We start from the raw sequence: 25053 nt of genomic DNA on the forward strand, positions 1-25053 counted from the left end.
GGATTCACCATTCTGCGAAGGATCCGTCGGGGTGGCGCCACACAGGTCCGCGCCAGGCATGGCCGCGCTTGTCCGCTGCCCGCACCACGGCCTCGTCGATTTCGACGCCCAGTCCGGGCCCGGTGAGACGCTCGATGTGGCCGTTTACGAACTTGAACGGCGTCTTGTCCACCACGTAGTCCAGGACTTCGGCGCCCTGGTTGTAGTGGATGCCGATGCTTTGTTCCTGGATGAGGAAGTTGGGCGTGGCGAAGCCCACCTGGAGGCAGGCGGCCAGCGCCAGCGGTCCCAGCGGGCAGTGCGGTGCCAGCTGGACTTCATAGACCTCGGCCAGGGCCGCGATCTTCCGGACCTCGGTGATGCCGCCGGCATGGGAGAGGTCCGGCTGGGCCACCGCGATGCCCGCCTGCAGCGCCGGCAGGAACTCCTGCCGGCTGTACAGCCGCTCCCCCGTGGACACCGGGGTGGTGGTGGACGCGGTGAATTCCCGGAGCAGGTGGGTGTTTTCCGGCACCACGGGCTCTTCGAGGAAGAAGGGCCGGAAGGGTTCCAGCAAGGGGGCCACCCGCCTGGCGTTGGCCAGGCTGAACCGGCCGTGGAAGTCAACGGCGACGTCCCGGTGGTCGCCCAGGACCTGCCGGGCCGCGGCAACACGGCGGATGACGCCGTCGATCTCTGCCACCGACGCCACCGGGCTCATCCGTCCGCTGGCGTTCATTTTGACGGCAGTGAGGCCCACGTCCAGCTGGGCGCTGATCTGGTCCGCCACCTCGTTCGGCTCGTCGCCGCCCACCCAGCCGTACATCCGGATGCGGTCGCGGACGTGGCCGCCCAGCAGCTGGTGCACCGGAGTGTTGAAGTGCTTGCCCGCGATGTCCCACAGCGCCTGGTCCAGGCCGGAGACGGCACTGGCAAGGATGGGTCCGCCCCGGTAGAAGGACCCCTTGGTCATCACCTGCCAGTGGTCTTCGATCCGGAGGGCGTCCCGTCCGATGAGCAGCTCCGAGAGTTGCCCGACGGCGGTGCGCACCGTCTCGCTGCGTCCCTCGCAGGTGGCCTCGCCCCACCCCACGATGCCGCTTTCGGTCTCGACCCGGACAAAGAGCCAGCGGGGTGGAACAAGGAATGTTTCGATCCGGCTGATGACGGTCACGCCGCGGTCCTAACCCTTGGTGGCGCCGGCGGTCAGGCCGGAGACGATGTACTTCTGCGTGAAGAGCGCAATGATCATGATGGGGATGGTGACAACAGTCGCCGCGGCCATCAGCCCGCCCCAGTCGATGCTGGCGTAGGAGACGAAGTCGAAGATCGCCACCGGCAGGGTCTTGGTCTTGGAGCCGGAGAGCACCAGCGCGAACATGAAGTTGTTCCAGGAGAAGATAAAGGACAGGATGCCGGCTGTGGCGATGCCGGACACCGCCAGCGGAAGCGTGATCAGCCGGAACGCACCGATCGGCGTAAGCCCGTCCACTTCGGCTGATTCCTCCAGCTCCAGGGGCAGCGAGTCGAAGTAGCTCATCATGATGTACACGATCAGCGGGAGGGCCACGAACATGTGGCTGAGGATCAGCACCTCGAACTTCCCCACCATGCGCAGGTTGGAGAAGACGTAGTACCAAGGCACCAGGAGCGAGACGCCGGGAATGACCCTGCCCATCAGGACCACCAGCGCCGAGCGGTGCATGGTGAACCGGCTCATGGCGTAGGCAGCCGGGACGCCGAGGACGATTGACAACGCGGTGGAGACGAAGGCAACCCAGAAGCTGTTGAAGATGAACACGAAGTAGTTGTTGCGCTGCAGCACATTGGCGTAGTTCTCGATGGTGGGCGAGAACAGGAACGCCTTGCCGGTGTCGTAGATATCCACGTTGGTCTTCAGCGATGCCAGCAGCATCCAGAAGAGCGGCGCAAGCAGGAACAGCACCACAAGGATGAGGGCGACGACCCGGAACACCTTGTAGGCGCGCGTGGCCAGGGGCTTGCGGCGGCGCGGGGGCCGGCGGTCCGCGGCGGTGGCGGCGGAATCTGTCATGACGGTCATTTGCTTACCGCTTTCTTGCGCATGGTGAGCAGCCACATGGAGCCGATGATGATCATGAAGAACAGGATCAGCACCGCCGAGGAGAGCCCGTACTGGTTGTAGTCGAAGCTGAGTCCGTAGGCGTAGACGTTCAGCGTCTCCACTTCGTGGAACGAGCCGCCGCCCTTGCCCTTGGTGGCGTAAAGGATGTCGAAGGTCTTCAGTGCATCGATGCCGCGCAGCAGGATGGCCACGATCACGGTGGGCATCATGAGGGGCAGCGTGATGTAGAAGAACCGCTGGAAGGCGTTGGCGCCGTCCACGCGGGCGGCCTCGTCCGGTTCGTCGGACAGCGAGGTCAGCCCGGCCAGCAGGATCAGGACCACCATGGGGGTCCACTGCCACACGTCCATGAAGATGGTGGTGCCCAGGGCGGTGTCCTGGCCGGACAGCCACGGCTGGGGCGGAATGCCCACCATGCCCAGGAGCTGGTTGACGAAGCCGATGTTGGGATCGAAGATCAGCCGCCACATCATGCCCACCGCTACGGGTGTGGCCACGAGCGGCAGCAGGATGGCCACCCGGACCCACTTTTCACCCCGGAAGGGCCGCCACAGAAGCAGCGCCACGCCCATGCCCAGCACCACTTCGAAGGCCAGGGCGACGCCAGTGAAGGAAAGGGTGCGGCCCACGGCGGGCCAGAAACGCTCGGTATCGCTGAGGACCGTGATGTAGTTCTGCAGCCCGATGAACTCCGTTGGGGCCCGCACGGATCCCTGGGAGTCGGTAAGGCTGAGGTACACGGTCCAGGCCAGCGGAAAGATGATCAGGACGCCGACGAAGATCATTGCCGGTGCCGCGAAGAGCCACTTTCGGTGCCGGTTGGCCCAGGCGGAAAAGTTCCCCCCGGCACCGGCGGGGCCACCGGGCCGGCGGGTGCGGGCGCTGCGGGGAGGATTCAATACAGACATGGTTCACCTAAGGAGTTTGGGGGTGAAGTGGGCCGCGCCGGGACGGCCATGGGCCGTCCCGGCGGGATGTTGGTGCGCGATAGGCGCCCGGTGTCCTACTTCTTTTCGCTGTCCAGGAAGGTCTGGAAAGCAGTCTGGGCGTCGTTTGCCGCTGCGGCGGCGTCCCCGCCGGTGATCGTGGCGACAATCGGGGCGCCCACGATTTCGCGTGCCTTGCCTACGGTGACAACCTCGGGCCGGTCGTGGCCCACGCCGTTCTTGGCGCTGGCGGAGATCGCGTCGGCGAGGTCCTTCGGGTAGGTGGAGGTTCCGTCAGGGTTGGACCAGACGGAGGTGCGCGGGCCCGGGACGCCGGCCTTCTGGGCTGCCAGGGTGCGTTCCTTGCTGGTTGCCCACTGGATGAACTTCCAGGCGTTGTCCTGGTTGCTGGAGTTCTGGTTCACGCCCAGCGCCCAGGAGGGGATGTTGTACGGCTTGGAACCGGCGGGACCTGCAGGCAGCGCAGCGAATCCAACTTTGTCCGCAACCTTGGACTTGGCGGGGTCTGTGGCGTTCTTGTAGAGCGAATCTGCCTCCGTGTAGAAGGCGGCACCGCCCTGGGTGAAGATGGCCATCGCCTCCGGCCAGCTCATGTCCGTGCTGACGTTGGCGGGACCGTAGTTGCGGATCAGGCCGCCGTAGTAGGCGTAGGCCTTCTTGGCGGCGTCGGTGTTGACGGAGGCCTTGCCGCTGGAGTCCATGAAGTCGCCGCCAAAGCTGTACAGGAAGCTGGAGAACTGGGTCACCGCGGCGGACTTGCCGGTGCGGGCCACGAAGCCTGCGGTGTCAGGGGAGGACGCCTTGATGGCCTTGGCCGCCGCTTCCAGTTCCTCCATGGTCTTGGGGACCTGGAGGCCTGCGGCCTGCAGCAGGTCCTTGCGGTAGTACAGGACTTCGCGCTCGGTGATGATCGGAACACCAACCACCTTGCCGTCAACGGTGGTGGCCTTGACCGGGCCCTCCTGGTAATCCTTCCAGTCCCAGCCCGAGTCCGATGAGACGTTCTTGGTCAGGTCCGCAAGGTAAGCGTTCTTGGCAAAAGCCTTGCCTTCCTGCAGCGGGCGGTACATCATCACGTCGATCTCGTCGCTGCCTGCGTTGAGCTTGACGTTGTACTGGTCAGAGAGCTGGTCCTCGCCGAGCTGGGTCAGCTCCACCTTGAGCCCGCTGGACTTCTCGAATTCCGGAATCGCGGCCTTGATGCCCTCGGTCCACACGTGGTTGGCCAGGGTGACACGGACGGTGCCGGACTGCTTGGCCTGGTCGCTGCCGCCTCCGCCGCCGCTGCAGGCGGTCAGCCCCAGCGACATCGCTGCGGCAATTGCCGCGTACTTCACAATTGAATGCCGCTTCATTACGACTTCCTTTGCCTTCAGGCCCGCAGCTTCGCGGGCGGGTGACAGACGCCTCGTTACGTCTGTTGTGTTCAGCGAGCATAAACAAATAAGGCAGACATATACAAGACCTTGCTATGCCCCCATATGATTTATTCATGACCATCCCAAAGGCGGCGTTGTCCCCGGACCTGCATTCATCGCTGGTCGAGAACCTGGGGCTCGCCATTGCCGAGGGAACGCTGGCCCCGAATTCGATCCTGCGCTTGGATGAGCTGGAGGCGCAGCACAAGGTGTCCCGCTCCGTGATCCGGGAGGCCACCCGTGTCCTGTCGTCGATGGGCATGCTGGAATCGCGCCGCCGACTGGGAACGGTGGTTCAGCCGGAAGCCAGCTGGAACCTCTATGACCCCCAGGTGATCCGGTGGCGGCTGGCCTCGGCCAAGCGGCTGGAGCAGTTGCGGGCCCTGAATGAACTGCGCGGCGCCATTGAGCCGCAGGCCGCCCGGCTCGCGGCCGAGCGCGCTTCACTCGACCAGGCCAGCGACCTTGTTTCCATGGCAGCCCGGCTTTGGGCCGCCGGGCAGCGGGGAGATCAGGAAGATTTCCTGCGCCTGGACATCGAATTCCATGCCGCTGTCCTCAACGCCTCCGGCAACCTGATGTTTTCGCAGCTGCATAAACTCGTGGCGGAAGTGCTGGCGGGGCGGACCCAGCACGGCCTGATGCCCCATCTTCCGGACCATGAGGCACTGCAGATGCACGTGGATGTGGCCAGCGCCATCCAGCGGGGCCAGGCAGCCGCCGCGCATGCCGCCATGAGCCGGATTGTGGAGCAGTCCACCGAGGAGATGGGTGACATCTGGTCCAGCAGCCATGCTTCCGTCAACGACGGCGCGGCCAACCCCGGGTAAGCCAGGTGCCGGCAGCACCAGCCGACGCCGGAAGCGTTACGCCCGCCGGACTGCCAGCAGCTCACCCGCCAGGAAATCCAGGGCCGCCTGCCCTTCCGGCAGGCCGGCGGTGTGGTTGAGGTGGCCGTGGACCGCGCCCTGGGCGAGGAAGCAGGACACCGGAACCCCTGCGCGTTCCAGCTCAGCAGCAAACAGCTCTGTGGAGCCGCGGGCGTCGTCGTACTCGCAGGCGAGCAGGGCCGTGGGCGGCAGTCCGGCAGGGTCCGCGTAGCCGGGCATCGCATAGGACGATGCCATGCTGACGGGGCCGCCCACGTAGTTCTCGGCCGTCCGGATGCAGTCCTCCACGGTGAACCGCAGGTGCCGGGGCAGCCCGGCCATGACCCGCTGATCCAGTCCCCCGGCCGGCGGCGGGAGTTCCGCGTGCAGGAAGGGGTAGGCCAGCAGGAGCTTGGCGGGCAGCGGCTTTCCGGCGTCAATCAGGTAGAGCGCGGCGCCCACCGCCAGGTTGCCACCGGCACCGGCACCGCCCAGGCAGAGCAGGTCCGGATCCAGCCCCAGGGATTCGGCGTTCTTCCGGGCCCAAAACCAGCCGGCCAGGGCGTCGTCGTGCGGGATGGGGAAGGACACGCCGTCGCGGGCCAGCCGGTAGTCCACGGACAGCACCGGCGTGCCCTGGTTAGCGAGCACCCGCGCCAGGTAATCCGACTCCGGGCTATCCACGCTGCCGCTGACGAATCCGCCGCCGTGCAGCCACACGAGGGCGGGGCTGTCCGCGCCGGCCGGTTCCCCGTAGATCCGGATGGCCACCGGCCCGTGCCGGCCGTCGGCCGTCACGGCGCGGATGGGGACGTCCGGCCCGGGTGAGCGAACGGCGTCCGGGTTAAGGAACTGCGGTCCTTCCGGGCTGGCCAGGTACTCAGCGAAACCGGCGGCGGCCTCCCCCTGTGGGCCGGCCGGGGTGGCGTCGGGGGAAGCCACGTCTGGTTTTGTGCGGGGTGTCATGGTGTTCCCAACTTCCGTGAGAAGTAGTCAACGGCTGTGGCCAGGATGGTATCCAACTGGTCCTCGGCGCCGAAGAAGCAGTGGTCGCCGCCCGTGATGGTCATGACGTCATGTTCCACGCCGGCGCCGGCGAGCGCGGCGGCCAGAAGCTCGGTCTGCGAGTGCGGGACCAGTCCATCCGAATCGCCGTGGACCAGGAGGAACGGGGCGGCATCCGCCGATACGTAGCTGACGGGGCTGGCCGCGGCCAGCAGTTTCGGGTCGTCCGACCCGCCCACCAGCATCTGCTCGGGCTGCAGCGACATTCCCGGCGGGACAGCGGCAGTCAAGGAAGGGGGAAAGAGCCCGTCCGGGGTGACTATTGGCGGGATGTCCACCAGCGAAGACACGCCGTAGAAGTCGACGACGGCGCTGACGCTGCTTGGGTGCCCCTGCGCACCGAGACCGCCCTCCAGGTCTTCGCGCTTGCCGGTGAGTCCCAGGAGCGCTACCAGGTGGCCGCCTGCTGATTCGCCCCAGGCGCCAAACCTGTCCGGGTCGATGCTGAGGTCCCCGGCGAACTCCCGGAGGTAGCGGACCGCGGCTTTGAGGTCGTGGAGCTGTGCCGGGAACGGCGCCTCCAGCGAGTGCCGGTAGTCTGCCGTGGCGCAGGCGATGCCTGCCTCGTTGAGCAGCCGGAACACGGAATCGGGGGCGAAGGTGGGCGGCAGTTCGCGGCGGTCGCCCAGCTGGAACGCTCCGCCGTGCACCCAGAGGACCACCGGCGTGGTCCCAAAGGCCTTGCGGGGCAGCCAGATGTCCATCTTCAGCGGCCGGAATCCGATGGCCCGGGCGTAGGTGACTTCACGGTGCACGGAGGATACGTCCGAGACCTGCTCCGCCGTGCCCGGGGCATCGAAGACAGGGAACGGCGGAACCTTCCTGCCTCCGGGACGGGAGGTGTCGGGACGGGATATGTCAGAACGCGACATGTCGGAAGGGGACAGGTCGAGTACCCCGGTAGCGTCATCCACTGTCATAGTGTGCTCCTCATCAGCGCAGGTTGTGCAGTGCCCGGGCCGGTGGCGGCAGGGAAAATGTGGTGTCCCGGCCCGACGACGGCGGCCGGCGCGCCGGGGAGCCGCACCTCCGCGGTGGTGCCGGAGGGAATCGTGGCTGTGAGCGTCAGCACGCCGTCGTCCATTGCTCCTTCCGCCGCAGTCCAGGCCACCTGGATCAGGCCCCGTGGCCCCATGTGTGAGGTGGAGGCGGATGCCAGGCCGGCGCCGGGGCGGGGCTCAATGATGATGCGCTCCCAGCCTGCGCTTCCGGGCGCCTGCCGCAGGCCGGCGGTGTAGCGGTGCAGGAAGGAGACCACGGCACCCTTGCTGTAGTGGTTGAGCGACTGGTGCGGCGTGCCGTTGGCATCGATGCCGTTCCACAACTCCCACACGGTGGTGGCGCCGCGGTCCACCATGGTCAGCCAGGACGGTTCCGAGTCCTGCATCAGGAGTTCATAGGCCAGGTCCAGTTGTCCGTTGTCCGCCAGGACCGGGAGCAGGTAGGGCGTGGCCAGGAAGCCGGTGCCCAGGTGGGTGCCGGCGTTCCGGATCAGGGCGGCCAGCTGCGAGGTGACCGTGGGGCGGTGTTCGGGGCTGACAAGGTCGAAGGCCAGGGCGCGGACGCAGTTGGCCTGCGTGGCTTGGATTACGCTGCCCGAAAAATCAAGGTATTCCGTCTCCCATGCGTCCCGGATCAGGTGTGAAAGTTCCGCGAGCTCGGCGGCCTCTGCATCAAGGCCCAGGACAGCAGCGATTCGTGCCATCACATCCGTGGTGTGCCGGTAGTAGGCCGTGGCCACGATCCCGTGGTCGGCGCTGCGGGCGGCGAACAGGTCAGGTTCGGGGCCGTCCGGTTCCATCCATTCACCAAAGTGGAAGCCGGTGTCCCACAGGTACCGCTCGTGCGGCGCGGGCGCTGCGCTAGAGGCGGCGCGCGCGGCGTGCCGCTCCGTTTCGGCGGTAGCCTGCACAAAGTGAAGCCACCGCTGCATGGCCTCCCAGTTTTCGGCGAGGATCCCGGCGTCCCCTGACGCCAGGTAGACCTCCCAGGGCACCATCACCACCGCATCGCCCCAGCCGGCGGACCCGTTGGTGAAGCCCATGAACTCCGCCCAGGTGGCCGCGGGCCCGGGGGACGGCGAGATGTTGGTGATGACGCCGTTGTCCCATTGGTCTGCACGGACGTCGCGCAGCCACTTGCGGGAGAAGCCTGTGACGTCGAAAAGGTATGCGGCAGTGGGGACAAACAGCTGCCAGTCCCCGGTCCAGCCGGCTTTCTCGCGCTGAGGGCAGTCGGTGGGGACCTCGCAGGAGTTGCCCAGGAAGCTCCATTCCACGATGTCATGCAGTGCGTTCAGGCGCGCATCGCTGCAGCTGAAGGTGCCAATACGTTCCAGGTCCGTCCGCACCAGGCAGCCGGTGATGTCTCCCGGTTGGAGGCCCGCGGCGAGGCCCTGGACCGAGACGTACCGGAAGCCGTGGGTGGTGTGCCGGGGTTCGAAGACTTCCCCGGGGGCACCCGAGGCGGTGACGGTGTCCACCTGGCCTGCGTCCCGGAAGGCTCCCGGCGCACGGAAGTCGAGGGGGCGTAGATGGTCCCGGTTGACGTCACCGTCCGCTCCGAGCGCTTCGCCGTATTCCAGGGTGACGGTTTCGCCCGGTGCGCCGAGCCTGGTGAGCCGGACCCAGCCGTGGATGTTCTGGCCAAAGTCCACCACCTGGCTGCCGTTGGCCAGCCGCGTGATGGACGCCGGAACAAGTTCCTGCGCCACCCGGGTGGGCGGCGCAAGGGGTCCGGCCAGTGCGGTGAAACTGCCGGGACGGACGACGGCGGAACACGGCCGGGGTGCGCGGGCAACCGGGGCGCCGTTGCCCGCCTTAGGTGCGCTGCCGCCGTCGGCCTTCCTGAAATCCACGCCCTGGCCCGCCATAAGGTCGGCGCTGAGGATCTCCGTGGCGGACACCAGCCACGAGCTGTCGGTGCCGATGACCTGCCTGCCGGCCCGTGACTCCAGTTCGAGCTGCGCCAGGAAGGCCGTGTGCGTTCCGTACATGTCGGCGTCGCGCGTGTATCCGAACGTGCCGCGGTACCAGCCGTCGGTGAGGACCGCGCGCACGGTGTTGCTGCCTTCACGGATCAGGGCGGTGACGTCGTGGGCCTGGACCTGGAGCGTGGTGTTGTAGCTGGTGGAGCCTGGGGTGAGTTGCTGGTCGCCCACGCGGTGGCCGTTGATGAATAGCTCATAGATGCCGTGCGCGGTGGCGTAGGCGCGGGCCTTCTGCGGGACCGCCGGCAGGGTGAAGGTCTTGGTGAGGGCGTAGCCGGGCCGGTCTCCTGGCGCCGGAACTTGGGGCTCGTCTGGCCCGATCCACTGCGCCGTCCAGTCCTCGGCATGCATCAGCCCCAGCTCCACCGGCATGGGGCTGGACCAGCCGCTTGGTGTTTCGGTGCCTTTTTCGTCCCTGTCCCAGGTGCGGACGCGCCACTCGAACCGGTCCCGCGAGCGCAGCGCCGGCCCGCCGTACGGGATGCCGCTGCAGGCGGCCGACTCGACCTTCCCCGTGTCCCAGCCGTTGCTTGCGGTGATGCGGTATGCCGCCTGGCTTGTGGTTCCGCCGGGAGGCGTCCAGCTGAGCCTGGGCTCCCGGATGGTCAGGCCCATCGCTTCTAACAGGTGCTCGGCCCGAAGCCGGGTGGGGGCGGTCATGCGGCAGGGCTCCTGGGGTGCGGGTGCTGGGAGTTCCAGCTTCGTTGGCGTGCTCCTGTCACCCACACAGCATTTTCATTGGTCGAAATAGTATTGTGGGGCAGCTCACCAATGCATCAGCGCTAGGAACCACCGCCATGACTGTCATTCCGGACCCGGACACCCCGCCTGCCCGCGGAAAGCGGCCCAAACAGGGCGAACCCGTCATCGACCGCGCGCTGAGCTTGCTCGCCGTCTTCTCCGACCGGCGGCGGGCACTGACGCTCTCGGAACTCGCCCGGTATGCGGACATGCCCGCGCCCACCGCACTGCGGCTGATCGCCCGGTTGGTGGCATGGGGTGCGCTTGAAAGACTCGACGACGGCCGGTATGTCGTGGGGGTCAGGCTGTGGGAAGTGGCGTCGCTGTCGCCCCGCGGGCACGGGGTGCGGGAAATTGCCCTTCCCTACCTGGAGGACCTGTTCGAAGTCACCCGGCACCACGTGCTGCTGGCGGTGCGGGACAACGAGCAGGCGGTGCTGATCGAGCGGCTGTCCGCGAAGGATGCCACGGAGGTGGCGTACCGCGTGGGTGGCCGGGCGCCCCTGCGGTCCACGGCGATCGGGCTGGTGCTGCTGGCGGGCGCGGACCAGCAGTTCCAGGAGACCATCCTGAAGCGGCCGCCGGAAAACGAGCCCGGAGTGCCGGAGATGCCGGAGGGCCAGCTGCGCAGGACCCTTTCGGATGTGCGGCGCACCGGGATTGCGATGATCCGCCGTACCGTCCCGTCCCGGACCGTCTCCGTGGCGTCCCCCATCTTCGACGCCCAGGGCTCCGTGGTGGCGTCACTGTCCATCGTGGTCCCGGACGGGTCCACTCCCCCGAACGTACTGGCCCCCGCTGTCCGCGCGGCCGCCCGCGCCGTCTCCAGGAACCTGGGGCACCAGGCTGCCGTCAGCGCCGGCAGCCGGACGCACTCGCAGGGGTAGCGGCCCTACGCGGCCGAGGCCGGGGTGTTCCGTGCAAAGGTGTGGGCCGCGCGTGAGCCTGCTGCCGCGCTGGCCCCGATGGTGATGAGTGCGCCGAGGATCATCGCCGAGGCTTCTCCGGGCACCAGGAGATCCAGTGGGGAGCCGATGGTGGCAGCGGCAACCGGCACGCCCAGCTGGGATGCCGAGAGCATCGCGAGCGGCAGCGGGTGGCCGAGCAGGCGCAGGCTTCCGTGGACCAGCAGGGCACCCAGTCCCAGGCAGAATCCGAGGAGAACCATCGTGGGACTGCCGGCGAGGGCGCTCAGGTCAAGTGATGCGCCCAGCCAGACGAAGAACACGGGCCCCAGGAAGCCGTCGCTCACGGCGAAAAGCTGGTGTGCCAGCCGCCTCGGTTCACCCACCGCCGCCACAACCAATCCGAAGGAGAATCCGGCGAGCATGACGGATACGTGACCTGCCACGGCAAGGCCGGAGAGCGCGAAAAGCAAGGCAAGCTGGATCCGCAGTTCCAGGGCAAACTTCCGGTCCTCGGACACGTCGTGGACGCGTTTGCGGGTGCCACTATCCTCCAGCCAGCGAAGCAAGAAGAACAACACCACGGAACACGCAGCGACGCCGGCCGCCCCGATTGCTGCCCTGGGAGCATTGGGCGGGTCGACGGCGAGCGGAAGCGCCACGATGCAGGCGATGTCCGCCACGGCCACCTGCGCCGTCATCGTGAGGACCTTGGGGCCCGTCAACCGCAGGGAATCGATAATTGGCAGGACCAGGGCCGCTGAGGACGATGCGAGCAGGACGATGTAGAGCGGAGCATGGCCGGTCCCAAAGGCGAACGCTGTGACGGTTCCGACGGCGGCCGCGAGCAGTGCGGCGATGGCGGCGCTCAGCGCGCCGCCGGCCAGTGCGGGGCGGAGGGCACGGTCCCGCACTGGCACATGCGTTCCGGCGACGAACATGATGAGGGCGAACCCCACGTCGGCAACGAACGTGAACGTCGGATCTGAGGAATCCACCAGCCCCAGGCCGGTGCGTCCGATGGCGATGCCGGCCAGCAGTTGCCCGAGCACCGTGGGAAGGTGCCATGTTCGGGGGAATGCCAGCAAAGGTCCGAGGAGCGCGACGGCGGCGATCAGCGAAAGCTGGAAGAACGACATCTTCCTCCTTTTGCCGGCGCGCCCGGACCGTTACCCGCCCCAGGCATCGGCGGCCGGCCGATGTGGCGGACGGATAGTGCGCCCACAGTACTCACGCCCATGCACGCGGTCAACGGCACGGGCAGTGGGCCGGTACGGGCGCCGACCGCGTGACAAACGCTGCGGCTGATTCCCGCAGGAGCCGCGCCACGGTATCCCCTGGAGGGCACACCGGGCACATCGGTCCCTGACGCGCCGCCCGTACAACTTCCCGGTGCCGTGGCGGCTTGGCGGTCAGTCCCCGCCGCGGTAGGACAGGCGGCGGACCAGGACCTCGCCGTCCACCGCGAAGACGCCAAAAGCCCTGCCGGTGAAGGCCTTGGCAGTTTCAAAGGCCCAGTGCCGTCCGTCCAGTTCCGTGAGCAGCTCCCCTTCAGCGCTGCCGCCCGGCCGTGCGCCGCGGACCAGCAGGCGGATCCTGTCGCCGCCCACGGCGCCGGCGCGGAAGTCCGACGGCGGCGGGCTGGCCACGACTGCCAGCTCAACGTCACCGGGCGGAACAGTTGCTTCCCAGGTGCGGTCAAAGCCCGCGACGACGGCACGCGCCGTGATCCTGACGGCGTCGCCGTCCTGGCGGGCCTCGATGCCGAACCAGTTGTCCTCGGCGTTCCGCACGGCGATGCCGCCCGTACCGGAGCCGATGTCCAGCAAAGCCCTGAATTCCATCCCGAGGTGGCGCTGGCGTTGGGCGACGAAACAAGGCCTGGGCGCTCCCATGGTGTTGCCTTCGCCCCTAAGCAAAAGCCCTTTGGAGGTGGGTGCCGAGAAGTCAGCGGGCGTCCGGCGGACACCGATCCATCGCGGATCGTCCAGCCCGGCACCGTTGCTGAAGTCGTACTCAAGCTGTTCCGGCGGCGTCGCACCGAGCTGGGGCATCCGGGCGTGCGGCCAGCCGTCGATCCAGTCCACGGCGGCCAGGAACGTCTCACGGCCCAGCGGTGAGAACGACTTCGCCAGCCCCACCGGACGGACGCCCAGCAGGACCATGGCTGTTCCGCCGTCGGAAAGCTCAACGAGGTCTGCGTGCCCGGTGTTCTGGACGGGCGAACCGGTTCCCGCGGCGGTAAGGAGGGGATTGTGCGGAGCGGATTCGAACGGCCCGTCCGGCCGCCGCGACCGTGCCACGGTCACAGCGTGGCCTCTGTCCGTGCCGCCCTCGGCCGCCAGCAAGTACCACCAGTCACCGCGCCGGTAAAGGTGCGGGCCTTCGGGCGAATACAGCCCGCTGCCGGACCACAGCGGCCGCGGCTTCTCGAGCGCTTCTCCGGTTGCGAGGTCCACCCGCACCTGCTGGATCGCGTCCGGGTGGCGGGCAAAGGTCACGTACGCAGTTCCGTCGTCGTCCCAGGCGAGGTCCGGGTCGATGCCGTCCACCGCCCCGATGACCGTCCCGTCGCTCCATGGCCCGGCGGGATCGGCGGCCGTGAAAACAACGCAACCGCGCCCACCGAGGAACACGGAGACGATCAGGTAGAACACGCCGTCCCGGTAGCGGAGGGTCGGGGCCCAGACGCCGCCGGGCGTGGGGACATGGGCAATCCGGACTTGCTCCTCCCGCGTGGCCACATGGCCCACCAGCTGCCAGCTTTCCAGATCCGGGCTGTGATGGACCGGCAGGCCCGGCAGGTATTCGAAGGACGATGTGACTAGGTAATAGCCGTCCGGCGCGCGGACGATGCTCGGGTCAGGGTTGAAGCCGGCAAGGATGGGGTTGGCGTGCATCCAGCCATCCTGCCCTCCGGCGGCACCTGCAGCGGGGCCGGTTTCAATGGTTGGAACGCGTTCTTCGGCGCTCCCGCCTAGTAATGGCCCTTGATCACGAAGTAGGAGCCACGGATGGTGCCCGCAAGCTTGGACTTCTGGCGGGCGAACTTGAAGCTGGACGCAAGTTCCTCCGGAACGTCCATGCCGTCCGAGAGCTTGAATCCGACCGCCCGCTTGCCCCCATCCTCGAGGGCATACATGACGTTGACGGACAGCCCTGACTCGTAGAACACGTACGCCATTCGCAACCCGTCCACTTCGAAGGAGGACACCTCAAGGGGTTTGGAGGCAATCACCAGGTTGCGCTCGGCGGACAGGATGTTGTCCACATAGTCCAGCACTTCCGGCGCTTCCCCGGCAGGGACCACCGTGAAGTCGTGGTCGTATTTATTCTTGTAGTAGCGGGCCTCGTTGGCGCGCAGCCCGGCCAACGCCTCCGCTACCGGTGACGATTCCAGACCGGCGGTGGACACGTTCTTGAAATCCACGGTGTAGGGCATGAGTCCTCCCTGGGAATGATCTTTTGCCACATCGTTGCAGATCAGCGCCTCCGCTGCACCTCATCGAAGGACGCGGATGCTGTTCCCGTCGATTTCCACGCCAGTGATCCTGACCCTTTCGTTGGGTGTGTCGTTCGGCCCGTGAAAGACCAGATAGTCACGCCCGCCGGATGTGCGAAGGACCATTCCATGCCCGCCATTGCTGGACCACACAGGGTCCGCCTGCTGGATCCAGGGCCCCTTGATGGTTCCGCTTTTCGACTCGGCGATGCCCATTGCATACCCGGCCTCGCCGTGGCTTGACCACAGCATCAGCAAAGACCCTTCCGGCGAACGGACAACAAACGGTCCATCGGTGAACAGGGGATCTGCGGCAAGGTTCAGGTCCTTTGGGGGTTCCACCCCCTCCGGGAACCGCAGCGGCCGGGTCCAGGCCGCCGCGGATGCCTTGAACAGGAGAGCAGGCTCACCGGCTGCCGTGCGCAGGTCCGGCGCCAGGCGGACGGCACGCATCTCGCCGTCAGTGATCCCTGGTGCATCAGCGGTTCCCCCCGTCCCCCGGCTGTAGACGAGCCAGCGGGTGGAATCCTAGTCGATATACAGCGTCCCGTCGAGGCACGGTTCGGCCGCCGGCGTCACGGCTCCGTCACTCCAGGGCTGGTACGGGCCCGTGGCCAGATCCGAGGCAAGAACCGCGACGCCCCGGGGGCGGTTGCCCGTTGACGTCGCAAAGGTGCCGAACATGAAGAAACGTCCGTCAAGGGCGTACACCTCCGGAGCCCAGAACTGCGCGTCCGCCCAAAAATCCGCTGGCGGCCGGAAGGCCGCAAAGGGGCCTTCCCAGTGTTCAAGGTCATTGCTGGTATAGCAGTCAAAGCCGGTGGCGGGGCCACTCCACACGTTCCTGTCGCTGGTTCCGAACAGGACAAACTCCCCCGGAACCGGTTCCAGGATGAAAGGGTCCCGCATCCGGATTTCATCGAGGCGCAGGAGCTGAACCGTCTCCTGTCTGCCCATCAGCGGCTTGCCTCGTAATCGGGCATGGGGGCAACGCGCCCTTCGAAAGAGTGCGTGCCGCCCTCAACGGTGCGCCGCACACCGTCCGGAAGGACGACGTCGGCCGCCACCCCGTCGGGGACGGCCGCCTCGAGGCGGAACGCACCGCCGTCGAGCGTCCATTCAACCCGGACCTCACCGTGCGGAGTCTTCAGGGAGGTCCTGGCCCAGTCGATTCCTTGGCCCGGCTGCGGGGCGATGAGGACGCGCGCGTAGCCCGGTTCCAGCGGTCGGATGCCGCCGATGGCTTTGTGCATCCAGTCGGCAACGGCGCCCAGGGCGTAGTGGTTAAAGCTGGTCATTTCGCCGGGGTTGATGGTGCCGTCGGGGAGCATGGAGTCCCAGCGTTCCCAGACCGTGGTGGCTCCCATCGTCACGGGGTACAGCCAGGACGGGCAGCCCTTCTCCAGCAGCAGCCGGTAGGCCTCAGCCACGTGGCCGGTGTCGGTCAGCGCGTGCGTGATGAACGGGGTGCCCGCGAATCCGGTGGACACGCGGTAGCCGTTGTCCCTGACCAGTTCCGCCAGGCGGGTCCCGGCGAACTCCCGCAGCTCCGGGGTGGCCAGGATGTCGAAGGCGATAGCTAGCGCGTAGACCGTGGTGCAGTCGCTGCGGATGGCGCCGTCGGCAGCGACGTAGTTCTCGGCGAAGGCGGTACGCACCCGGGCGGCGAGCGCCTCGAAGTGGGCCTCGTCGTCGTGCCTGCCCAGCAGCCCGGCAGCCTGGGCGGTTAGGCGCGCGGTGCGGTACATGCAGGCGGTGGCCACCACGCCGGTGTCTGCCTTGGCCGCCCATGGCTGGTCCGGCGCGGCGTCGGGGTCCAGCCAGTCGCCGAACTGGAAGCCGGAGTCCCACAGGCCCGTGGGCGAGAGCAGCCCCTCCACCCGGCGGGTGTGCGAGGCCATCGACTCGTACTGGTTCCGCAGCACGCTGAGGTCCCCGTAGGCCTCCCAGAGTGCCCATGGCACCCACACGGAGGCTTCACTCCACAGGGCGGACGATTCCGGAGCCGGGAATTCGGGCGGCTGCGGGCAGTATTTCAGGGCATCGGGCACGGTGATGGGCACCAGACCGTTCGCCGCCTTCTGCTCGGCAGCCAGGTCCAGCAGCCAGTCCTGCAGGAACCCTTTGACGTCGTACAGGTAGGCAGCAGTGGGGGCGAAGACCGCGATGTCGCCGGTCCAGCCCAGCCGCTCGTCGCGCTGCGGGCAGTCGGTGGGCAGGTCCAGGAAGTTGCCGCGCAGCCCCCAGACGATGTTGCGGTGCAGTTGATTGACGAGTTCGTTGGAGCACTCAAAGGTGCCGGTTCGCTCCAGGTCGGAGTGGACCACTACGGCTTCCAAGTCACCATCGGTGAGGTCGCCCGGCCAGCCGGTGATCTCGGCGTAGCGGAAGCCGTGGAAGGTCTTGGTGGGTTCAAAGTCGTCTTTCCCGCCGGAGAGGATGAACGTGTCCGTGGCCTTGGCCGACCGCAGGGGCCGGACGCCGAGTTCGCCGTCTTCCAGGACCTCGGCGTGCCGCACGGTAATGGCCTGCCCGGCCTCGCCCCGCACCGTGAAGCGGAGCCAGCCCACCAGGTTCTGGCCGAAGTCCACCAGCGTCCGGCCGGTGGGTGAGGTGCGGATTTCCACGGGATGCACGACGCCGGCACGCACCACGGGCGGGCCCACCGGCTCAGCCAGCCGGCCGCCGTCGAACGCCAGCCCACGCACACCCGTCCAGTCAGCACCGGGTACAAAGCCGGGCTCCGCCCAGCCCTTTTGCAGGCGGCGGGCGTCGATGGTCTGGCCGTCGTAGAGGTCGTTGAAGGTGGTGGCGGAGGGGCCTGCCTGCCAGGAGGTGTCAGAGGCGACCGACTGGACGTGTCCGTCGTCGAACTCGATGTCCAGCTGGCCGAGGAACCCCAGCTCACTGCCGTACAGGTTGGACATCCCGTGCCAGGCCAGCCGTCCGCGGTACCAGCCGTTGCCCAGTTCCACCCCCAGCACGCTGGTTGGCGCCAGCAGGGAGGTGACGTCGTAGCTGCGGTAGCGCAGCCGCCATTCGTAGGAACTCCAGCCGGGGCCCAGGACGTCTGGCCCCACCGGAGTGCCGTTGATGGATGCCTCGTAGACGCCGAGGGCGGTGGCCCGGAGTGTCCCCTTCACCACGCCGCCGTGGCCCTCGTCGAGCGTAAATTCCTTGCGGAGCAGGGGGGCGCCGTCAAAGTCCTGTTGGGGCGTGATCATGGCGGCGTGCCAGGGCGTGGAGGTCATGGAAGGAGGGTTCCGTTCTGGTGGAAGCTGGTCAAAAGCAGGTGGAAGAAGTGCCGGTCAGGCGTAGTGGCAGGCCACATCCGCCGCACCCACACGCCGCAGGGCCGGCCGTTCGGTGGCGCACAGGTCAGTGGCCAGGGGGCAGCGGAGCCGGAAGGGGCATCCGCCGGGCCCGGGGACCGCGGCCGCCCCGGTGCGGACGCCAAGCGATTCGCGGGCTTCGCGGCGTTCGGCCTGTTCCGCCGGCCGGGGCACCGGGGACGCTGCCACGAGGGCCTGGGTGAAGGGGTGCCTGGGGTTCCCGGTGACGGCCGCGGCAGGTCCGCTTTCCATGACCTGCCCGCGGTAGAGCACCACCACGCGCTGGGCCAGGAACTGGACCACGGCGATGTCATGGGCGATGAACAGGTAGCTCAGGCCCCGCTCGTCGCGGAGGTCGGCCAGGAGGTTGAGCACCTGCGCCTGGGTGGAGAGGTCAAGGGCGCTGACGGCTTCGTCGCAGACCACCAGTTGGGGATCGCAGATGAGGGCACGCGCCACTGAAATGCGCTGGCGCTGGCCGCCGGAGAACTGGCTGGGGTAGCGGTCCACGGCGTCCCGCGGCAGGCCCACGCGTTCGAGCATGTCCCCGGCCTTGGCGCGTGCCTCTGCCGCTGAAACCCCTCGCAGGCGCAGCGGTTCGGCCAGGGACGTGCCGATGGTGTTCCGCGGGTTCAGCGATGAGTTGGGGTCCTGGAAGACGGCACGCAGTTCCCCGCCCAGGGCCCGGCGCTCCTTGGCGCTGGCGGAGGTGATGTCCTTGCCCTGGTAGGTGATGGTGCCGCCGGAGACCTTTTGCAGGTCCAGGATTGCCTTGCCAATGGTGGACTTTCCGGATCCGGACTCCCCCACCAGTCCCACAGTCTCCCCGGGTGCGATGCTGAAGCTGACATGGTCGACGGCGGCCGGTGCGGCGGCTGCCTTCCGGCCCCGTCCAAAGCGGACCACCAGGTCCTTGATCTCAAGCATGGGGGTGGCGGCGGAGGAAGCCGCGGAATCTTGGCGCTCGGTCACTGCGGTGCTCATGCCGGGTCCTTTTCAACGATCGGGTTTTGCTTGGGGGTGACCTCCAAAACGCGGGAGGCGGGCACGTCCGTGGCCAGCCAGTCCATGCCTTCGACGGCCAGCTGGTCCGCTTTGACACACCGCACCAGCCCTTCGCCGGCGCCGGAGCGCAGCAGCTGAACGGGTTCCATGCAGGCTGAGCCGGCGAACTGGCAGCGGGCCGCGAACCGGCAGCCGGTGGGCCAGTCCTTGGGCTGCGGCACCTGTCCGCTGATGGTGGCAAGGCGCTCCGGCATGTCGTCTGCGTGGTTGGCGTGTGGGTCGGCGGCCAGGAGCGCCAGGGTGTAAGGGTGGCGGGGGTGGTCCAGGACGGCCTGGGTTGTGCCGTTCTCCACCACCTGGCCGGCGTACATGACGGCCACCTGGTCGCAGATGTCCGCCACCACACCAAGGTCGTGGGTCACCATCACCACGGACATGCCTGTGTCCTTCACCAGGGTCCGGAGCAGGGACAGGATTTCGGCCTGCACCGTGACGTCCAGGGCCGTGGTGGGCTCGTCCGCCACCAGCAGCTTCGGCTGCCCGGCCAGTGCCAGGGCAATCGCCACGCGCTGGGCCATGCCGCCGCTGATCTGGTGCGGATAGGTCTTCAGGATCCGCGCCGCGTCCACGATGCCCACCTTTTCCAGCAGGGTCTGCGCCTCCTGGCGGGCCTCGGTCCTGCCCATGCCGCGGAGCCGGCGGATGGTCGCGGTGAGCTGGTACCCCACGGTGAACATCGGGTCCAGGGCGCGCATGGGTTCCTGGCTGATCAGCGCGATCTCCCGGCCGCGCACTGCTTCCATGTCCCTCTCCGCCACCGCTGCCAGGTTTCTTCCGTTCCAGAGGATCTGGCCGCCGGTGACACTTACGCCCGAGGGAAGCAGGCCCAACAAGGACAGCGCGGTCATGGTCTTGCCACAGCCGGACTCCCCCACCAAACCCAGGACGGTGCCGGGCTGGACGTCGAACGAGACATCGGTGACCAGGCGGACGCCGGTGCCTGTACCTGCACTGTCGACGCCGACGGACAGGTTACGGACGCTGAGCGTCCCCTTATCGGCAGAGGCGCCGTCCAATGCGGCCAAGTCCTCCGATCCGGGCGCCCCCGCCGCGATGGCGGCGACGGCCTTGGCGCGCTGCCGGCGTGCCGCGGCGGAGGGCAGGTGCGGTGCGGCCGCGTTGGGGGCCTTGCCCAGGGCATTGCCGATGGCATTGGCGGAGAGGACGGTGAGCGCCAGCACGGCACCGGTGGGCACCATCATCCAGGGGGCGTCATAGACGTGCTGTGAGGCGCCCTGGATCATGCCGCCCCAGCTGGGCTGCGGGATGGGCGGGCCGAAGCCGATGAACGCGAGGCCGGCCTGGATGAGCATGCCCACAGCGAAGATGAGCGCGGACTGGACCACGATGGTGTTCGCCAGGCCGGGCAGGACGTGCCGGAGGCTGATCCGCAGTGGGCTGACGCCGTCCACCTTGGCCGCATCCACGTAGAGCTGGGACTGCAGGGACTTGGCCTGGCCCAGGATCACGCGGTAGATGCCGGCGGACATCAGGATGCCCAGGATGGCCATAACCACTGGGATGTTGGTTCCCACCGCGCCGATGACGGCCAGGATGATCACGGTTCCCGGCAGGGACATCATGATCTCGGTAACCCTGCTGATCACGGCCTCCACGCGTTCGCCGGTGCCGGCAGCAAGCATGGCCAGGATGGTGCCGAGCCCGACGCCGACAATCACCGTGAGCATGGACGTCCCCAGGGTGCCGGCTGCGGCGGCGAAGATCCGGCTGAGGATGTCGCGGCCCAGTTCGTCCGTTCCCAGCCAGTGGGCGGCGGTGGGGCCGGAGAGGACTGAGGCGAAATCCTGGTCCTCTGTCTTGAAGGGCAGCCACAGCGGCGCTGTCAGCGACGCGGTGACAAGCGCCGCAAGCCAGGCCAGGCCGGCCACGGCGCCCGGCGAAGTGAACAGCCGGTGCCGGGATACCTTGGTGATGGCCGCCCTGCCGGCGTTGCGCGCGGGGGCTGCTGCCGGCGTCGTACTTCCTGCCTGGTCCGCGTCCGCAGGGGCCGGGGTAACTGTTGGGATCATGAGGCACGCAACTTCGGGTCGAGGAACTTGGTGGCCAGCTCCAGCACCAGGTTGACAGCGACCACCACCACGGTGGCGATCACCACCACGCCCTGGACGGCGGGGGCATCATGGGTGCTGACGGAGGTCTGGACAGCCTGGCCCAGGCCCGGCATGGCGAACAGCTGCTCGGCGATGACGGAGCCGCCGAACAGGCCGATGAACTGCAGGGCGATGCCGGCCACGATGGGCAGGCTGGCGTAGCGCAGGGCATGGACGTAGAGGATCTTCCAGGTGGGGGTGGCCGTGGCGCGCAGCGTGCGGATGTGTTCCTGCTGCAGCGCCTCGAGCATGGACGCCCGGGTCTGGCGGGCTATGAAGGCAGCGCCGCCCACGGCGAGGGTGATCACCGGCAGCGCCAGGGACAGGGCCCAGTCCTGCGGTGAGGCCTCGAACGGCACGTAGCCGGTGGCCGGGAAGATGGAGGACTGGACGGCGAACAGGTACACGAAGAGGACGCCCACCCAGAACGCCGGCAGGGCGACCAGGAGTCCAACGAAGCCGCCGATCACCTGGTCCAGGAGGCCGCCGCGGACCGCTGCGGTGACGCCCAGGGCGATGCCCAGGACCGCGCTGAGGACGGTGGCGCCGGCGGCAAGCGAGGCTGTGACGGGGAGGCGGCCGGCGAGGTCGGCGCTGACGGAGCGGCCATCGATGAGCGAGACGCCCAGGTCGCCCTGGACGGCGGAACCAAGCCACGTGAAGAACTGTGTGAACAGCGGATCGTTCCAGCCCATCCTCTGGTTGACCTCGTCGATGGCTTCCTGGGAGGCGCCTGCGCCGAGGGAGACGGCTCCCGGGCTGCCGGGCATTGCGTGCACCAGCAGGAATGCCAGCACCGCAACCACCAGCACGGTGGCCAGCGCCATCAGCAGGCGCTTAGTGATGAATAGTGCCATGGTGACCTCCATCGGTCAGGCCCTGCCCGGCCGGGCCCTCCTGTTTGGGGAGGGCCCGGCGGGAAGGTGCGGGTATTAGCTGGCCGGCGTGTAGGACGAGAGGAGCGGGTAGGCGTTGGTGCCGGCGAACTTCACCTGGGCCACCTTCTTGGTGTTGTAGCCCTGGTTGGTCAACGCCTCATACAGCGGGATCATCCAGCCTGACTCCACCAGGCGGGTGTTCAGCTTGGTGGCGGCTGCCTTGACGGCGGCGTCGTCTTTGGCCGCGGCCAGCTCGCCGGTAGCGGCGCTGAGCTTGTCATCGGTGGCCTTTTGCACGTTGGTGAAGCCGTTCAGAATGGCTCCGTACATCACGCCGACGGGGTTGTCCCAGTTCAGGGGAGCGTAGCCAAGGGGTGTGGTGGCGACGGCGGCGAACGCTTCGTCGGTGGAGGCTGCCATCTTGACTTTCATGGTGATGCCGACGGCGGCGAGGTCCTTCTGGACGGCCTGCAGGTCCGTCTGGGTCTGCGCGCTGGCGATGATGGTGAACTCGAAGCCGTTGGGGTAGCCGGCCTCGGCCAGCAGGCTCTTGGCCTTGTCCGGGTTGTACGCGAATGTGGTTTCCAGGTCCTTGGTGAAGCCGGCCGAATCCTTGGGCAGGGCGTTCCATGCAGGGATGTCGCCCTTGTGCAGGGCATCCACCAGGGCCTGGCGGTTGATGGCGTACTGAATGGCCTGGCGGACCTTCTCCTGGGCGAACGCCGGTGCGGTCTTGCCGATCTTGTCGAAGGAAATCATGGTGTTCACAGTGCCGCCGATCTGGGAAACGCCAACGCCCTTGGACTTGGCGAAGTCCACCGTGGAGGACGTCAGCATGGCAACGTCGGCCTGGCCGGAGACCAGGGCGTTGGCGCGGGCCTGCGGGTCCTGGACCACGCTGAAGACCACCTTCTTGTAGGCGTACTTGGAGGCGTCCGCGCTCTTGTCGTTCTTCACCAGGACGTACTTGTTGCCCTTCACGGTGGAGGGGTCAAGGGTGTACGGTCCGGAGCCGTCAGGGGTTGCAGCGAGGCTGGAGGTGTCGGTGACGCCGTTCCTGCCCACGATCATGCCGGTGGTGGAGGCCAGGTTTTTCTCGAATCCGGGCTGCGGCTTGGCGAAGGTCAGGGCCACCTGGGTGGGGCTGACCACGTCCACGGAGGTGATTTCCTGGGCGCCGCCCTTCGCGACGGCGGAGTAGGCGCTCAGCGCGGGATCGGAGCGGCGGTCCAGGTTGGCCTTGACCAGGGCGGCATCCAGTTTGGAGCCGTCGGTGAACGTGACGTCGTCCTTGAGGTTCAGCGTCAGGACGGTGTTGTCCGCGTTGTAGCTGAAGTCCTTGGCCAGGCCCGGACCTGCGGAACCATCCGGCTGAAGGGTCATCAGGCTGTCGTAGAGGCCTTCGAAGAACTGGCGCTGGGCTGCGGAGACGCGCAGCGGGTCGAACCCGAAGGAGGCTGAGTCGCTGTCGATGGCCAGGGTGAGGCTGCTGGTATCAGCCTTTGCGGCGGCCTGGCTGGACCCGCCGCCGCAGGCGGCCAGGGAACCCATCAGCAGGGCACCGGCCAGAACGGCGGAGCTCGCACGGGCGGTGGAGTTCGGAAGTTTCATGTAGTGCGCCTTTGCATTCTGATGTGATGACGGAGGAACGGTTGTGGGGGCTGGCTGCTCGCCGGCTCCCTTCAAGAATCAGCCGGGGCCACAGGCGCCAAACATGACAATGTCATTGATTGAAAAGGTATTGTGGCGGCGGTCACGCCGGGCGGAAGGATGGATGGAAGGCAACGAAGCCTCGGACGCCTGCACGCGTCCATCACGAAAGGAACCCCATGACCAACCCGTTCCCCCGCGACTTCCTTTGGGGCGTGGCCACCGCCGGCCACCAGGTGGAAGGCAACAACGTCAACAGCGATACCTGGTTCCTGGAGCACCTTCCCGGAACGATCTTCGCGGAGCCGTCCGGGGACGCCGTGGACCACTACCACCGCTACCGCGAGGACATCGCACTGATCGCCGGCCTCGGTTTTAACAGCTACCGGTTCTCCGTTGAATGGGCCCGGATCGAACCGGAGGAAGGCCAGTTCTCGGTGGCTGCGCTGGACCACTACAAGCGGGTGCTGGAAGCCTGCCACGAACATGGACTCACCCCGGTGGTCACGTTCCACCACTTCACGTCACCGCTGTGGCTCCTCCGGATCGGCGGCTGGGAGGGCAGCCGGACGCCCGAACTCTTCGCACGCTACTGCGACCGGGTCATGGCCCACCTGGGTGACCTGATCGGCGTCGCCTGCACCCTGAACGAGCCGAACCTCCCTTGGCTGCTGGAGTCATTCGGCATCGGCGGGGAAACCCCGGAGAACCGCGGTTCGGTGCCCATCTGGGCGGCCGCCGCCCAGCGCCTGGGCGTGGATGCCAGCACTGTTGCCCCGTTCCAGTTCTGCTCCACGGAGGCGGGGTTCCAGGTCAAGGTGGCGGCGCACCGGGCCGCCACCAAGGCCATCAAAGCCCATCGCCCGGACCTCCAGGTGGGGTGGACCCTCGCAAACTCCGATATCCAGGCGCTGCCCGGTGGCGAAGGGATTGCAGACCGGGTGCGCCGGGACGTCAACGAACGCTTCCTCAAAGCCTCCCGGGGTGACGACTTCGTGGGCATCCAGACTTACGGGCGCACCATGTACGGCCCCGATGGCCATGCGCCCGCACCGGAGGGCGTGCCCACCAACCAGATGGGCGAGGAAATCTATCCCCAGGCACTGGAGTCCACCATCCGCGAGGCCCAGCGGATCGCCGGGATCCCCGTGATCGTCACGGAGAACGGCCTGGCCACCGAGGATGACACGCAGCGGGTGGCGTACCTGCGGACGGCCGTCGACGGGGTTGCTTCCTGCCTTGCGGACGGCATCGATGTCCGAGGGTACATCGCCTGGACCGCGTTCGACAACTTCGAGTGGATCTTCGGCTACGGGCCCAAGTTTGGCCTGATCGCCGTGGACCGCTCCACGCAGGAGCGGACGCCGAAGGACAGCGCACGCTGGCTGGGGAACCTGGCCAGGGAGCACGCCGGGGCCGGGGCGCCGCAACCCGCTTAAGCGTGGTTCATAATGGCCCGGACTTCCCTGTGAAGTCCGGGCCATTCCTCTGCCGCAGG

Annotated in this window: 20 protein-coding genes; 3 read left to right on the forward strand and 17 right to left on the reverse strand. The window is 67.6% G+C overall.

The window, feature by feature from the left end; translation table 11 throughout:
* Positions 1 to 4: 4 nt before the first annotated feature.
* The 4 genes from dgoD to AC6JAM_RS07050 all read right to left on the reverse strand — a co-directional run bounded on the left by dgoD (position 5) and on the right by AC6JAM_RS07050 (position 4385).
* A complete protein-coding gene (gene dgoD / locus AC6JAM_RS07035; protein ID WP_497934360.1) occupies positions 5 to 1153 on the reverse strand; it encodes a galactonate dehydratase in 1149 nt (382 codons plus the stop codon).
* Positions 1154 to 1162: 9 nt separating this feature from the next.
* Entirely contained in the window at positions 1163 to 2041 is an 879-nt protein-coding gene (locus AC6JAM_RS07040; protein ID WP_497934362.1) for a carbohydrate ABC transporter permease, read from the reverse strand.
* Positions 2038 to 2991, reverse strand: coding sequence for a carbohydrate ABC transporter permease (locus AC6JAM_RS07045; RefSeq protein ID WP_497934363.1), 954 nt, complete (start codon positions 2989 to 2991; stop codon positions 2038 to 2040). Before AC6JAM_RS07045 ends, AC6JAM_RS07040 begins: the two co-directional genes overlap by 4 nt.
* Positions 2992 to 3086: 95 nt before the next feature.
* Complete coding sequence (locus tag AC6JAM_RS07050; RefSeq protein ID WP_134165247.1) at positions 3087 to 4385, reverse strand: ABC transporter substrate-binding protein; 1299 nt, start codon at positions 4383 to 4385, stop codon at positions 3087 to 3089.
* A gap of 137 nt (positions 4386 to 4522) precedes the next feature.
* Here AC6JAM_RS07050 and AC6JAM_RS07055 point away from each other — a divergent pair, with 137 nt between their 5' ends.
* Positions 4523 to 5278: a FadR/GntR family transcriptional regulator gene (locus AC6JAM_RS07055; RefSeq protein WP_497934364.1), complete on the forward strand. Its 756-nt coding sequence runs from the start codon at positions 4523 to 4525 to the stop codon at positions 5276 to 5278.
* A 36-nt stretch (positions 5279 to 5314) separates the two neighbouring features.
* On the opposite strand, the gene AC6JAM_RS07060 is transcribed toward AC6JAM_RS07055, so the two are convergent.
* Genes AC6JAM_RS07060 through AC6JAM_RS07070 form a run of 3 tightly spaced genes read right to left on the reverse strand, consistent with a single transcriptional unit; the run spans position 5315 to position 10031 of the window.
* On the reverse strand, positions 5315 to 6259 hold the full coding sequence (locus AC6JAM_RS07060; RefSeq protein WP_488315207.1) for an alpha/beta hydrolase: 945 nt from the start codon (positions 6257 to 6259) through the stop codon (positions 5315 to 5317).
* 20 nt (positions 6260 to 6279) lie between these two features.
* Positions 6280 to 7302 (reverse strand): alpha/beta hydrolase fold domain-containing protein, encoded by a 1023-nt coding sequence (locus AC6JAM_RS07065; protein WP_488315208.1) that lies wholly within the window; start codon positions 7300 to 7302, stop codon positions 6280 to 6282.
* Complete coding sequence (locus AC6JAM_RS07070; protein ID WP_488315209.1) at positions 7299 to 10031, reverse strand: alpha-L-rhamnosidase; 2733 nt, start codon at positions 10029 to 10031, stop codon at positions 7299 to 7301. Before AC6JAM_RS07070 ends, AC6JAM_RS07065 begins: the two co-directional genes overlap by 4 nt.
* Positions 10032 to 10168: 137 nt before the next feature.
* On the opposite strand from AC6JAM_RS07070, the gene AC6JAM_RS07075 reads away from it, so the two are divergent.
* Entirely contained in the window at positions 10169 to 10999 is an 831-nt protein-coding gene (locus AC6JAM_RS07075; protein WP_488315210.1) for an IclR family transcriptional regulator, read from the forward strand.
* A gap of 5 nt (positions 11000 to 11004) precedes the next feature.
* On the opposite strand, the gene AC6JAM_RS07080 is transcribed toward AC6JAM_RS07075, so the two are convergent.
* From AC6JAM_RS07080 to AC6JAM_RS07125, 10 genes are all read right to left on the reverse strand, one after another.
* A complete protein-coding gene (locus tag AC6JAM_RS07080) occupies positions 11005 to 12156 on the reverse strand; it encodes a cation:proton antiporter (protein ID WP_134165252.1) in 1152 nt (383 codons plus the stop codon).
* A 273-nt stretch (positions 12157 to 12429) separates the two neighbouring features.
* Complete coding sequence (locus AC6JAM_RS07085; RefSeq protein WP_497934365.1) at positions 12430 to 13917, reverse strand: glycoside hydrolase family 43 protein; 1488 nt, start codon at positions 13915 to 13917, stop codon at positions 12430 to 12432.
* A 77-nt stretch (positions 13918 to 13994) separates the two neighbouring features.
* Positions 13995 to 14459: a DUF8821 family protein gene (locus AC6JAM_RS07090; protein WP_497934366.1), complete on the reverse strand. Its 465-nt coding sequence runs from the start codon at positions 14457 to 14459 to the stop codon at positions 13995 to 13997.
* 60 nt (positions 14460 to 14519) lie between these two features.
* Positions 14520 to 14972 (reverse strand): glycoside hydrolase family protein, encoded by a 453-nt coding sequence (locus AC6JAM_RS07095; RefSeq protein WP_497934368.1) that lies wholly within the window; start codon positions 14970 to 14972, stop codon positions 14520 to 14522.
* A 75-nt stretch (positions 14973 to 15047) separates the two neighbouring features.
* Positions 15048 to 15476 (reverse strand): family 43 glycosylhydrolase, encoded by a 429-nt coding sequence (locus AC6JAM_RS07100; protein ID WP_497934369.1) that lies wholly within the window; start codon positions 15474 to 15476, stop codon positions 15048 to 15050.
* Entirely contained in the window at positions 15476 to 17770 is a 2295-nt protein-coding gene (locus AC6JAM_RS07105; protein ID WP_497934370.1) for a family 78 glycoside hydrolase catalytic domain, read from the reverse strand. Before AC6JAM_RS07105 ends, AC6JAM_RS07100 begins: the two co-directional genes overlap by 1 nt.
* Positions 17771 to 17827: 57 nt before the next feature.
* Positions 17828 to 18835 (reverse strand): oligopeptide/dipeptide ABC transporter ATP-binding protein, encoded by a 1008-nt coding sequence (locus AC6JAM_RS07110; protein ID WP_497934371.1) that lies wholly within the window; start codon positions 18833 to 18835, stop codon positions 17828 to 17830.
* The gene (locus tag AC6JAM_RS07115; protein ID WP_056388288.1) at positions 18832 to 20946 is read right to left on the reverse strand and encodes a dipeptide/oligopeptide/nickel ABC transporter permease/ATP-binding protein; all 2115 of its coding nucleotides are present in this window, start codon (positions 20944 to 20946) and stop codon (positions 18832 to 18834) included. Before AC6JAM_RS07115 ends, AC6JAM_RS07110 begins: the two co-directional genes overlap by 4 nt.
* The gene (locus AC6JAM_RS07120) at positions 20943 to 21896 is read right to left on the reverse strand and encodes an ABC transporter permease (RefSeq protein ID WP_018770873.1); all 954 of its coding nucleotides are present in this window, start codon (positions 21894 to 21896) and stop codon (positions 20943 to 20945) included. The genes AC6JAM_RS07115 and AC6JAM_RS07120 overlap by 4 nt, the downstream gene beginning before the upstream one ends.
* A gap of 63 nt (positions 21897 to 21959) precedes the next feature.
* A complete protein-coding gene (locus tag AC6JAM_RS07125; RefSeq protein ID WP_018770874.1) occupies positions 21960 to 23516 on the reverse strand; it encodes an ABC transporter substrate-binding protein in 1557 nt (518 codons plus the stop codon).
* A gap of 218 nt (positions 23517 to 23734) precedes the next feature.
* Here AC6JAM_RS07125 and AC6JAM_RS07130 point away from each other — a divergent pair, with 218 nt between their 5' ends.
* Entirely contained in the window at positions 23735 to 24994 is a 1260-nt protein-coding gene (locus tag AC6JAM_RS07130; RefSeq protein ID WP_497934374.1) for a glycoside hydrolase family 1 protein, read from the forward strand.
* Positions 24995 to 25053 lie beyond the last annotated feature (59 nt).

The sequence above is a fragment of the Arthrobacter sp. GmRoot5-12 genome, from assembly GCF_059739365.1.